The sequence below is a fragment of the Acinetobacter sp. YH12064 genome (assembly GCF_013419735.1).
Lineage (GTDB): Bacteria > Pseudomonadota > Gammaproteobacteria > Pseudomonadales > Moraxellaceae > Acinetobacter > Acinetobacter amyesii.
Map to the genome: position 1 here is coordinate 14,417 of NZ_VOZP01000004.1, position 11,862 is coordinate 26,278.

The 11,862-nt window shown below is 40.6% G+C and carries 11 protein-coding genes; 9 read left to right on the plus strand and 2 right to left on the minus strand.

Features of this window, described 5'->3' with window-relative positions; genetic code table 11:
* Positions 1–292 precede the first annotated feature (292 nt).
* Together mhpT and FTU13_RS04815 are read left to right on the plus strand one after the other, a co-directional pair.
* Positions 293–1,498, plus strand: a complete 1,206-nt coding sequence (gene mhpT / locus FTU13_RS04810) for a 3-(3-hydroxy-phenyl)propionate transporter MhpT (RefSeq protein ID WP_078193539.1) — start codon at positions 293–295, stop codon at positions 1,496–1,498.
* Between the two features lie 114 nt (positions 1,499–1,612).
* The gene (locus FTU13_RS04815; RefSeq protein WP_078193710.1) at positions 1,613–1,939 is read left to right on the plus strand and encodes a hypothetical protein; all 327 of its coding nucleotides are present in this window, start codon (positions 1,613–1,615) and stop codon (positions 1,937–1,939) included.
* Positions 1,940–2,011: 72 nt separating this feature from the next.
* On the opposite strand, the gene glnG is transcribed toward FTU13_RS04815, so the two are convergent.
* A complete protein-coding gene (gene glnG, locus FTU13_RS04820; RefSeq protein ID WP_180127938.1) occupies positions 2,012–3,487 on the minus strand; it encodes a nitrogen regulation protein NR(I) in 1,476 nt (491 codons plus the stop codon).
* Positions 3,477–4,583, minus strand: a complete 1,107-nt coding sequence (glnL, locus tag FTU13_RS04825) for a nitrogen regulation protein NR(II) (RefSeq protein WP_078193537.1) — start codon at positions 4,581–4,583, stop codon at positions 3,477–3,479. The genes glnG and glnL overlap by 11 nt, the downstream gene beginning before the upstream one ends.
* Positions 4,584–4,935: 352 nt before the next feature.
* Between glnL and rimO the strand changes: the two genes are divergently transcribed.
* The 7 genes from rimO (at position 4,936) to rseP (ending at position 11,830) form a co-directional block, all read left to right on the plus strand.
* A complete protein-coding gene (gene rimO / locus FTU13_RS04830) occupies positions 4,936–6,279 on the plus strand; it encodes a 30S ribosomal protein S12 methylthiotransferase RimO (RefSeq protein ID WP_111883759.1) in 1,344 nt (447 codons plus the stop codon).
* Positions 6,280–6,324: 45 nt separating this feature from the next.
* Positions 6,325–7,053 carry a UMP kinase gene (gene pyrH / locus FTU13_RS04835; protein WP_078193535.1) on the plus strand — a complete coding sequence of 243 codons (729 nt, stop codon included), beginning with the start codon at positions 6,325–6,327 and terminating at the stop codon, positions 7,051–7,053.
* A gap of 79 nt (positions 7,054–7,132) precedes the next feature.
* Entirely contained in the window at positions 7,133–7,687 is a 555-nt protein-coding gene (gene frr / locus FTU13_RS04840) for a ribosome recycling factor (RefSeq protein WP_111883758.1), read from the plus strand.
* A 6-nt stretch (positions 7,688–7,693) separates the two neighbouring features.
* A complete protein-coding gene (gene uppS, locus FTU13_RS04845) occupies positions 7,694–8,449 on the plus strand; it encodes a polyprenyl diphosphate synthase (RefSeq protein ID WP_078193534.1) in 756 nt (251 codons plus the stop codon).
* Positions 8,450–9,274: a CDP-archaeol synthase gene (locus FTU13_RS04850; protein WP_078193533.1), complete on the plus strand. Its 825-nt coding sequence runs from the start codon at positions 8,450–8,452 to the stop codon at positions 9,272–9,274.
* Positions 9,275–10,471, plus strand: coding sequence for a 1-deoxy-D-xylulose-5-phosphate reductoisomerase (ispC, locus tag FTU13_RS04855; RefSeq protein WP_180127940.1), 1,197 nt, complete (start codon positions 9,275–9,277; stop codon positions 10,469–10,471).
* A 3-nt stretch (positions 10,472–10,474) separates the two neighbouring features.
* Positions 10,475–11,830, plus strand: coding sequence for an RIP metalloprotease RseP (gene rseP / locus FTU13_RS04860; RefSeq protein ID WP_180127942.1), 1,356 nt, complete (start codon positions 10,475–10,477; stop codon positions 11,828–11,830).
* Positions 11,831–11,862 lie beyond the last annotated feature (32 nt).

Below are 11,862 nucleotides of genomic sequence, written 5' to 3' on the forward strand. Positions count from 1 at the left end.
TAAATTATTGGCTGTTGGTATTTGATCGGATTAAATGAATATTTTGATCATCATTAGTTTTAGCTATGGTTTGATTATTAAAATCTTTCATAAACCTAAGTGATTGATAATTAATTATAAATACAAAAAATAAGATCTAAAAACTATTGATATACAAAGTTTTAGGTCTTAATGGTGGGCTTTGGGTCGTGTGAATTCCGACCTTTGTAGTGGTATTTATTTTACCCAATAAAGCCGAAACTTCAGGGCATGGCGTACAAGTGGGTTTACGCTACATGAATGGAGTTCGATTATGGCAAATCAACAATCGGGAAAAATGCAAAAATTTCTAACGGTATTTTTGTGTTTCTGGGTAGCATTTTTTGAAGGTTTTGACCTGCAAGCGCCCGGTATCGCAGCAAAAGGAATCGCAGCGACATTTTCCTTAGATCAAGTGCAAATGGGCTATGTGTTTAGCTTAGGTGTGTTTGGTATGTTATTTGGCGCGTTCTTTGGGGGGCGTGTCGCTGACTATTTGGGGCAGAAGAAAGTCCTAATGTTGTCGATTTTTATCTTCGGTGTATTTATGTCGATTACGGCAGTTGCACCAAGTATTGAAATTTTATATATCGCACGATTCTTTACAGGTTTAGGTTTGGGTGCTGCGATGCCAACGATGATCTCGGTGGTGGGTGATGAAGCGACGGATGCTAACCGTGGGCGCTTAAATAGTTTGATGTACTGTGGCTTACCCGTAGGTGCAATCTTTGTTGCTGGCTTGGGTATTGTTTTTAAAGATATCTCATGGCATACACTATTTTTAATTGGTGGTTTAACGCCTTTAATCTTGATTCCATTCATGGCGATTATCTTAAAAGATAAGCGTACAGAAAAAGTTCAGGCAGAAACCAAAGAAGCTGTTCCAGCGATGGGGCAAATCCTGTTTGCTGAGCAGCGTTATAAATATACATTGCCGCTTTGGCTGAGTTTCTTCTTTACCTTAATGGTGAACTATATTCTGATCAGTTGGTTGCCTAACTTGCTTATGGAACAAGGGTTGGAAAAGCAACAAGCTTTTATGATCATGTTGATGTTCCAAGTGGGCGCAGTGATTGGTACGCTGGGTTTAGGCTACTTGCTGGATCGCCTAAAATTATGGCAAATGGCAGTGATTATCTATTCAGGTTTGTTTGTGGCATTGTTTGTGCTGTTTACAACAAATTCCATTCCTGTACTCATTGCTGCAGGCATCATGGGCGGAATTTTCTCTACAGGTGGTCAATCGATTTTGTATGGGATCTCTCCAATTTTCTATACACCAGCTGGGAAAGTGACAGGTGTGGGAAGTGCAATTTCATGGGGACGTTTGGGTGCAATGACAGGTCCATTACTTACAGGCAAGATTTTGGCGCTAGGTCTAGGAACGACAGGTATTTTAATTGCAAGTGCGCCGGGTATTGCTTTGTCGGCTATCGCGGTGGCTGCATTGTCAGCCTATAAATCATCCCTCAAGAAATAATCGAAATCAGTCATATTTAAAGGAGCTACGGCTCCTTTTTTATTGAATAAATATCTTTAGCTGAAACTAAGTTTTGTTAGAATAAATCTAATATTCATGAATAAATTTACTTTTATGTCTTATCAATTGATCGAACTTGATATTTCTCCTTCAGATAACATTCAGTGTCCACATTGTCAGCAGCAAGTGATTGATTGGTCAGAAGAGCAGTATGTACAGCCATGTGAGCATGTGCTGTTTATTGCAATGGATATTGGTTTTGAGTTTATTACCGATGAATTTGAGCAAACCATGCAGCATACAGTCGATGACTTGCATGCCAATGATGATCAGTATCATATGTTTACTGAAATTACCGCCTCAAGTTTCCCTGAGTTTCTGATTTATAAGTCTGACTTGGGTGTGGAAGGTTATTCACGTTATGTCGGCTTTACGGCATAAAATATTGCTAAAAAATCTCTAAATAAAAAAAGCCAGTCAAGTGACTGGCTTTTTTAATGTTAATCAAAAAAATTAACTTTCTAATTCTTCTTCGACATCATCTTCGGCACTGTCCATACCGAGTTCTTTAAGTTTACGGGTTAAGGTATTACGACCCCAACCTAAAAGTTCTGCTGCATGGCGCTTACGCCCACGTGTTTGCTGTAGTGCAGCATTGATGAGGGTGCGTTCAAACATTGGTGTGGCAATGTCGAGAATTTTCATCTCACCGTTTTTCAGTTTTTGTACGGCCCATTGACCAAGTAATTCATCCCAATGATGCACACCGATGCGATCAATCCCTTGAGCAGAAGGGTTGCCATCTGTACCTTGAATTGGAATCTGTTTTAATTCAGACGGTAAATCTTCTGGATAAACTTCACGGCCTGTGATCATAACCGTTAACCAACGACAGGTATTTTCAAGCTGACGCACATTACCTTGCCATGGCAGTTTTTGCATGTATTCTTGCGTTTCAGGACGCAGAATCTTCGGACTTACCCCAAGTTCTTTACCTGCACTTGCAAGGAAATGCTGTGCAAGCATCGGAATATCTTCACTACGATGTGCAAGTTTTGGAATATGAATACGAATCACATTTAGACGGTGGTACAAGTCTTCACGGAAGCGACCTTCATGTACTAACTTTTCTAAGTCTTGGTGCGTTGCTGCAACGATACGGACATCCACCTTGACTGGGATGTGACCACCAACGCGGTAGAATTCGCCATCCGCTAAAACACGCAATAAGCGGGTTTGGGTTTCAAATGGCATGTCGCCAATTTCATCAAGGAAAAGAGTCCCGCCATTGGCTTGTTCGAAACGCCCTTGACGCTGCGTGTTGGCACCGGTGAAAGCGCCTTTTTCATGACCAAATAATTCAGTTTCGATCAAATCTTTTGGAATTGCTGCCATATTGAGCGCAATAAAAGGCTTATTGCCACGTGGTGAGTGTTTGTGCAACGCATGCGCAACCAATTCTTTACCCGTGCCTGATTCACCATTAATTAATACAGTAATGTGTGATTGAGAAAGACGGCCAATGGCGCGGAAGACTTCCTGCATAGCAGGTGATTCACCAATAATCTCTGTAGATTGAATCGGTTGAACGGTTTTTGCAGATTCTTGTTGTTGTAATTTGGCAATATGTAAAATTGCACGGTTTACAAGTGCTAAGGCTTCATCAATATCAAAAGGTTTTGGTAGATATTCAAAAGCACCCGTTTGATAGCTCGACACAGCAGATTCTAAATCTGAATGTGCGGTCATGATAATTACAGGTAAGTCAGGGTGGTTGCCTTTGACTTTACCTAAAAAGGTCAGTCCATCAATACCCGGCATACGGATGTCTGTCAAAATAACATCTGGCGCATCGACACTTAACTGATCTAAAGCGGATTGTGCTTCTTCAAAACTGGTAACATCAAAACCTTCTTCTTTGAATGTTTTTTCCAGCACCCAACGCATGGCGCGATCATCATCGATGACCCAAATCTTATTACGCGACATGATCTGACTCCCAAGGTAAATATAGGCTAAATACTGTTTTTCCAGGAACTGATTGGCATTCAATCATTCCGTTATGTTGATGCATAATATTTTGTGCAATGCTTAGACCGAGACCTGTGCCTTTCGCTCGTCCTGTCACTAATGGGTAAAATACGGATTCTAATATTTCTTGTGGGACACCTGGTCCATTGTCCTCGATATCAATGCGTACCGCAGAGCGTTTTAATACACCGTTGATGGTGACTAAACGTTGAATACGTGTGCGCAAAGTGAGTTCTGGTTGGTGCTCAACAAAGAACTCTTTGTTTTCCGTCATTGCCTGAACGGCATTAACACTGATATTCAGCATGACCTGAATCAATTGATCACGATCTGCGAAAACATCCGGTAAAGAAAGGTCGTAATCACGGGTGATCTTAATTTTCTTCTTGGTTTGGTTGACGATCAGTGAACGAACACGTTCAAGGGGTTCATGCACATTGACTGGCTCGTAACTTGGCAATTGTCTTGAACCCAGCATGGTGTCAGCAAGATTTCTTAATCGATCCACTTCACTAATAATAATGTCGGTGAATTCACTGTACTTCGGATCATTTAAGCTACGCGCTAAAAGTTGTGTCGCCCCACGGATACCACCAAGTGGATTTTTAATTTCATGGGCAACACCACGAATCAGTTGTCGTGCGACTTGATGCTGTTGAATCAGGTTTTCTTCTTTAGAGATTTTCAACATCCGGTCGATTTGATTGAGTTCAATCAATAGCAACGGGTGGTAGGGTTTGCCAGAGTTGAGTTGTGACACGGTGTAATCAACATGAATGTCTTTAAAGTTGACATTAATCGTTGCTTCTCGGCGCGTATAGTGCTGGCCAGAAGTTAATGTATTCATTAATGCATCATGCGTATTGAATTCATCATCGGGCATATGGAGTAAATTTAATACAGGCTGACCTGATGCACGAAGTAAGCTGATGTCAAAAAGCGCTTCACATGATGAATTTAAATAAAAAATATTCAGGTTGCTATCGACCAATAAAATGGCAGTGGTTAAATTATCCACTAAAAGCCGGTAATCAATCGTCATAGTCTGATCCATTAGCGAGAGGTTCCTGTCTTAAAATGGCGCAATGGCATCTTCATAAAGCAAATCGTTCAATCTAATAAGGTTCGAATTGATGCAAGTTATGCAAGATATAAGCCAACTATTTCAGAAATACGCTAAGTTTTGATGCTTATTTGAATAAATGCGCTTATTTAAGACTTTAAATAAAGTGTATAGCTGATTAAAAACAGGCTGTAAATCTAAAATGCATTAAAATGGTGCAAATGAAATTATATGGATGAATTTATAGCATTATTTTGGTGCGTGATATAAAGAGTGGCCTTTTCACCTGTTTTTATGTTTTGAAAAGACATACAATACGCGGATTATAGTGGAGCGCAGATTCATGAAATCCCCCAAAGTCGGTTTTGTTTCTTTAGGTTGTCCTAAGGCATTGGTAGATTCCGAACGAATTTTAACTCAGTTAAAGACTGAAGGTTATGATGTAGCATCAGATTATGATGGTGCCGATTTAGTAGTTGTAAATACCTGTGGTTTTATTGAATCTGCAGTACAAGAGTCGCTAGATGCCATTGGCGAAGCGATGAGTTCAAACGGTCGCGTAATTGTGACTGGTTGTTTAGGTAAAGACGAAGACAAAATTCGCCAAATGCACCCAAATGTCTTAAAAGTGACAGGTGCTGCGGCATATCAAGAAGTGATGGAAGCTGTGCACGAATACGTGCCTGAGCCACCGAAACACAATCCGTTTATTGATCTAGTACCTGAACAAGGTATTCGATTAACACCAAAACATTATGCTTATTTGAAGATTTCAGAAGGTTGTAACCATCGTTGCACATTCTGCATTATTCCGAGCATGCGTGGTGATTTGGTTTCTCGTCCAGTAGGTTCAGTATTGACTGAAGCTCAAGCGCTGAAAAAAGCAGGCGTAAAAGAAGTCCTTGTGATTTCTCAAGATACATCGGCTTATGGCGTAGACACCAAATACAAATTGGACTTCTGGAACGGTCAGCCAGTTAAAACCAAATTCTATGACATGTGTGAAGCATTGGGTCAATTGGGTATCTGGGTGCGTCTGCACTATGTATATCCATATCCACATGTGGATGCTGTGATTGACTTAATGGCACAAGGCAAAATCCTGCCGTATTTGGATATTCCATTCCAACATGCAAGTCCTAAGATTTTAAAACTCATGAAACGTCCTGCGCACAGTGAAAATACACTAGAGCGTTTAAAAGTTTGGCGTGAGAAATGTCCTGATCTTGTGATTCGTTCTACATTTGTTGTGGGCTTCCCGGGTGAAACTGAAGAAGACTTCCAAATGTTGCTTGATTGGTTAAAAGAAGCGCAGCTTGATCGTGTGGGTTGTTTTACTTACTCACCAGTTGAAGGCGCGACTGCAAATGATTTGCCAGATCATGTGCCTGAAGAAATCAAACAAGAGCGTTATGAACGTTTCATGCAAGTTCAGCAAGAAATCTCTGCTGCGAAATTGCAAAGTCGTATCGGTCAGAAAATGACAGTACTGGTGGATGATCTTGAAGAAGAGTTCCCAGTTGCTGTTGCGCGTTCTTATGCAGATGCACCTGAAATTGATGGTAATGTTTTTGTTGAAGATATCGATAAGTCAGTGATTAAAGCAGGTGATTTACTTGAAGTAGAAATCACAGATGCAGATGAATATGACTTATTTGCAAAACTAATCTCGGTTAAGTCTGCTTAAACGATTCATTAAAAATAATTGAAATTAAATAATTCGGAGTTGATGATGCTTGATTCTAAAAAACCACGTTTTGGTCGCATCCTGCTTAAGCTTTCAGGTGAAGCTTTAGCGGGCAATAAAGAGATGGGTATCGATGCACAAGTGCTCGATCAAATGTCACTCGCAATTGCGCACCTTGTTGGTTTGGGTGTTCAAGTGGGTATCGTTGTCGGTGGTGGTAACCTTTACCGTGGTAGCCAATTACAAAAAGATGGTTTGGTTGGCCGTGTAACAGGTGACCAAATGGGTATGTTGGCCACTGTGATGAACGGTTTGGCACTGCGTGATGCTTTGGTACGTCGTAATATCAAAACTCGTCTAATGTCAGCTTTACCCATTGGTGCAGTAGTTGAATCATACTCTAGCCGTGATGCTATTCGTCATTTAACTCGTGGCGAAGTTTGTGTATTTGTCGCAGGTACGGGTAACCCATTCTTTACGACAGATACAGCAGCATGCTTACGCGGTATCGAGATTGAAGCCAATCTTATCCTTAAAGCGACGAAGGTTGATGGCGTATACAACAAAGATCCAAGTAAATATGAAGATGCAGTGAAATACGATGCATTAACATTTGACCAAGTTTTAGATGAAAAACTGGGTGTGATGGATTTAACTGCGATCTGCTTATGCCGTGACCACAACGTTCCACTTCAAGTATTTGATATGAACAAATCAGGTTCATTACTTTCAGTGGTAATGGGTGAAAAAGAGGGTACTCACGTTACTAACTAATGTACGTGGGCCCTAAAGCTCTTTATACTACAAGCTATTTTAGAATTTACATCTTTTCGAATTAAGTTAGGAAGATCACATGATTAACGATCTTAAAAAAGACGCAGAAGACCGTATGAATAAATCTCTAGATTCTCTAGAGCATGGTTTTGCCAAAGTTCGTACAGGCCGCGCGCACCCATCAATTTTAAATGGTGTTATGGTTCCTTACTATGGCTCTGATGTGCCATTAAACCAAGTGGCGAACGTGGGTGTAGAAGACTCTCGTACTTTACTTGTTCAGCCTTTTGAACGTTCAATGGTTGCTGCAATTGATAAAGCAATCCGTGAATCTGACTTGGGCTTAAACCCGATTACTGCTGATGCGATCCGTGTTCCTATGGCTGCATTAACAGAAGAAACACGTAAAGACATGCAGAAAATTGCACGTAACGAAGCTGAAAATGCAAAAGTTGCGATCCGTAACATCCGTCGTGATGTTTTGGGTGATATCAAAGCATTGTTGAAAGAAAAAGAAATTTCTGAAGATGATGAGCGTCGTGCGGGTGATGACATTCAAAAAATCACAGACAAATTCGTTGCTGAAGTTGAAAAACGTCTGGCTGCAAAAGAAGCTGAATTGATGAAGGTCTAAGTTTTAATGACCTCATCTGAAGAAACTTCCCGTCTTCCAAAACATGTTGCCATCATTATGGATGGCAACAATCGTTTTGCCAAAAAGAATCAAATGCAAAAAGGTGAAGGGCATCGTTCTGGAAAGGACATCCTAGATCCCATCGTTGAACATTGTCGTAAAAGAAATATCCAAGCACTGACGGTTTTTGCTTTTTCGAGTGAAAATTGGAATCGTCCTCAGTTTGAGGTTGATTTGTTGATGGCTCTTCTTGAAGAAACCATTCATGAACAGTTGCCACGCATGGAAAAATTTAACATTTCCCTACGTTTTATTGGTGATCGTTCTCGTTTATCTCCTAACTTACGTGACTTAATGTTGCAAGCTGAACAAAGGACTGCTAATTTCGACAGCATGACTTTAACTATTGCAATTAGTTACGGTGGTATGTGGGATATGACACAGGCTGCAAAACAAATCGCAGCAGATGTTTTAACTAACAAAATAAATCTTGAAGCAGTGGATGCTGAAGTCTTTGGTCAATATGTCAGTTTAAGTGATCTACCTCCGGTAGATTTGTTAATTCGTACAGGTGGTGATTTCCGTCTTTCGAACTTCTTGCTTTGGCAAGCTGCGTATGCAGAACTTTATTTTACCCAGACATTATGGCCTGAATTTACCATTGAAGAATTTGATGACGCACTAGCAGTATTTGGTGGTCGTGAACGTCGTTTTGGTAAGACCTCAGAGCAGATTCAACAAGAGCAGTTTGAGAATAAATAAATGTTAGAGCGGATAATAACCGCATTGGTACTGGTTTCAGTTGTATTGAGTTGCATGTTTGCAACCGAGTCTAAATACCCAATGCTTGTGCTGATGATTATTGCATCAGCTGTCGCGGGTTATGAGTGGTTTAAACTCATGCCGCGTAATACACAAAATGTGATTAAACCTTTCGCTTGGGGCTATGGTCTAGTCACTGCTATTCTTTCAGCACTAGCATTGCATTTTACAGATGTTGCATTACTGCTTTGGGCGGCTTCGATCTTTACTTGGATCTTAAGTGTCTATTGGGTGAAGTCTTATCCTGATTACGATAACTGGTATAACCCGAGTCTCAGTGGTATTGGTTTAGTCTTAGTTCCTGCTGCGGTAACTGCTATTTTTTCTGTGTGGATGAACTCACCGTGGTGGCTCATGTATCTGTTCCTTTTGGTATGGGGTGCAGACAGTGGTGCATACTTCGTGGGACGTAAATTTGGTAAGAAAAAACTTGCACCAGATGTGAGCCCAAATAAATCGATCGAAGGTTTATATGGCGGTCTATTCACTGCAATGCTAATTGTTATTGTTGTTGAAATTATTTATCTTGATTTAAGCATCGCTGAACATATTTTATTTTTAATACTTTCAGTAATAACAGTATTTAGTTCAGTACTTGGTGATTTATTTGAATCGATGATCAAGCGTCGTGCAGGGATCAAAGATTCTGGTCGTATTCTTCCCGGACATGGTGGTGTGCTGGATCGTATTGACTCGTTGCTTGCTGCAGCACCTATCTTTGCGGCAGGTATGTATGTTTTAAAATTAATTGGCGTAGATTTATAGATGTCACAATCTGTTTGTATATTGGGTGTAACAGGATCCATTGGTCAAAGTACTTTAAAGATTCTGCAACAGCACCCCGAAGAGTATTCAGTTTTTGCAGTCACTGCACATAGCCGAATTGTTGAACTTGTCGAAATATGCAAACAATATCGACCGAAAATCGCAGTTGTTCCATACAATAAAGTGGATGAACTGCGCCAATTACTCGTAGCTGAAAAATTAACTGATATTGAAATCTTGCATGATGAAGCCGGATTAATCGCAGTAGCAGAACATCCACAAGTTAATGTGGTCATGGCCGCTATTGTCGGTGCAGCAGGGTTGCTACCGACATTGGCTGCTGCGAAAGCGGGTAAACGTGTCTTACTTGCAAATAAAGAAGCGCTGGTGATGTCGGGTGACATCATGATTCAGAGCGCACGTGAAAATAATGCTTTGTTACTGCCGGTCGATTCTGAACATAATGCAATCTTCCAATGCTTGCCTGAAACTTATCTACAAGGTGAGCGTCATGGTCAGCCAAAGCTGGGTGTCAAACAAATCTTACTCACCGCGTCTGGTGGTCCATTTTTACATCATAGTTTGGAACAATTACAAAGTGTGACGCCGGCCCAAGCCTGTAAGCATCCAAATTGGTCGATGGGGCAAAAAATTTCTGTTGATTCTGCAACACTAATGAATAAAGGCTTGGAATTAATAGAAGCCTGTCATCTTTTTGCAGTTGAAGAACAATTTGTAACAGTTGTTGTCCATCCACAGAGTATCATTCATTCAATGGTTCAATATGTAGATGGTTCGACTTTGGCACAAATGGGTAATCCTGATATGTGTACGCCTATTGCTCATGCATTAGCATGGCCGAAGCGTATTCAAACACATGTGCCTCCATTAGATTTATTTGTTCATTCACAGTTAAACTTTGAACAGCCTGATATACAGCGATTCCCAGCGCTAAAATTAGCACGCCAAGCCATGAAGGCAGGTGGCTTAGCTCCAACGATTTTAAATGCAGCCAATGAAATCGCCGTGGCAGCATTTTTGCATGAGAAAATTGGCTTTACTCAAATCCCTCAAATTGTGGAACATGTGTTGGGGCAAGTTGAAAACTCAGCTGCAAATAATATTGATGTTATTTTGCATGCAGATAAATCGGCACGTATGGTTGCTGAAAAAGCAGTATTGAATTCAGGAAGTTAAGACATGAATGCCTTGTTTATGATTATTGCAGCAATATTGCTACTTGGACCGCTGATAGCGATTCATGAATTTGGGCATTATTTCGTTGCACGTAAACTGGGCGTAAAGGTTTTGGTGTATTCGATTGGTTTTGGCCCAACACTGCTCAAGTGGACGTCGAAGAAATCAGGTATTCAATATCAACTGTCTGCATTGCCACTCGGTGGTTATGTCAAAATGTTGGATGAACGCGAAGGTGATGTCGCAGCAGAAGACTTACCAAAAGCATTTAACCGACAACACCCTTGGAAACGTATTGCAATTGTTGCGGCAGGGCCACTCATTAACTTGGCTTTTGCAGTAGTGTTGTTTTGGATTTTATTTTTACCAGCTCAGGAACAGCTCAATACGCGCATAGGTAAAATTTTACCGAATACGCCAGCAGCGGCTGCGCAAATGCAGTCTGGTGATAAAATTACTGCCGTAGATGGCACTCAAGTATCCACTTGGGAGCGCTTGAATTATGCCTTGGTTGATCGTGTAGGTGAAACTGGCAATATTCAAATTCAAGCTGAACGAGCAGGGCAAATTCAAAACTTCAGTTTACCTATTCAAAGTTTCTTACGTGATCAAACTCAGTCACCACTCGATGTTCTAGGTTTTACACCGTATCGTCCTGAAATCCCTGCAGTGGTTTCAAAGCTTAGTGAAGATGGTGCAGCAATACGCCAAGGGATGCAGGTGGGTGATCGAATTGTTTCGATCGATGGCGTAAAAATGAAAGACTGGTTTGATGTTGTACAAGTTGTACAAGCTTCTCCAGAAAAGTTACTTAAAATTGATGTTTTACGACAAAATAAAATTGTGCATTTAAGCGTGATGCCGCAAGGTAAGCGTGACCAAATGGGTAAAGTCACAGGGCTTTTAGGTGTACAAAGTGATCCGGGTAAAGTCAATATTCCAGCCGAATACAAACAAACCATTCAATACACGCCTGTAGAGGCGATGGGCAAAGCGGTAGAAAAAACAGGTCAGATATCTAGTATGATCCTGAATTCTATTGTAAAAATGGTGCGTGGTTTGGTTGGTTTAGATAATTTATCTGGTCCGATTACTATTGCGAAAGTGGCTGGACAAAGTGCTGAGATGGGGTGGCAAACTTTCATTTCATTTATGGCACTGATGAGTGTAAGTTTGGGTATTTTAAATTTACTACCGATTCCTATGCTCGATGGCGGTCATTTAATTTACTATTTTATTGAATTAATTCGTGGTAAACCTGTTTCTGAACAAATACAATTGGTTGGATTAAAAATTGGTATGGTATTGCTGGGTAGCATGATGCTACTGGCTCTATTCAATGACATTATGCGTTTATAAGAACGTTATACGAAATAAATTAACAGCGGAAA

Bases quoted from the DNA above. Each gene is read 5' to 3' on its own strand.
- FTU13_RS04850 (WP_078193533.1), top strand. From the start codon at position 8,450: ATGTTAGAGCGGATAATAACCGCATTGGTACTGGTTTCAGTTGTATTG.
- rimO (WP_111883759.1), top strand. From the start codon at position 4,936: ATGAAATCCCCCAAAGTCGGTTTTGTTTCTTTAGGTTGTCCTAAGGCA.
- uppS (WP_078193534.1), top strand. From the start codon at position 7,694: ATGACCTCATCTGAAGAAACTTCCCGTCTTCCAAAACATGTTGCCATC.
- ispC (WP_180127940.1), top strand. From the start codon at position 9,275: ATGTCACAATCTGTTTGTATATTGGGTGTAACAGGATCCATTGGTCAA.
- glnL (WP_078193537.1), bottom strand. From the start codon at position 4,583: ATGGATCAGACTATGACGATTGATTACCGGCTTTTAGTGGATAATTTA.
- rseP (WP_180127942.1), top strand. From the start codon at position 10,475: ATGAATGCCTTGTTTATGATTATTGCAGCAATATTGCTACTTGGACCG.
- frr (WP_111883758.1), top strand. From the start codon at position 7,133: ATGATTAACGATCTTAAAAAAGACGCAGAAGACCGTATGAATAAATCT.
- FTU13_RS04815 (WP_078193710.1), top strand. From the start codon at position 1,613: ATGTCTTATCAATTGATCGAACTTGATATTTCTCCTTCAGATAACATT.
- pyrH (WP_078193535.1), top strand. From the start codon at position 6,325: ATGCTTGATTCTAAAAAACCACGTTTTGGTCGCATCCTGCTTAAGCTT.
- mhpT (WP_078193539.1), top strand. From the start codon at position 293: ATGGCAAATCAACAATCGGGAAAAATGCAAAAATTTCTAACGGTATTT.
- glnG (WP_180127938.1), bottom strand. From the start codon at position 3,487: ATGTCGCGTAATAAGATTTGGGTCATCGATGATGATCGCGCCATGCGT.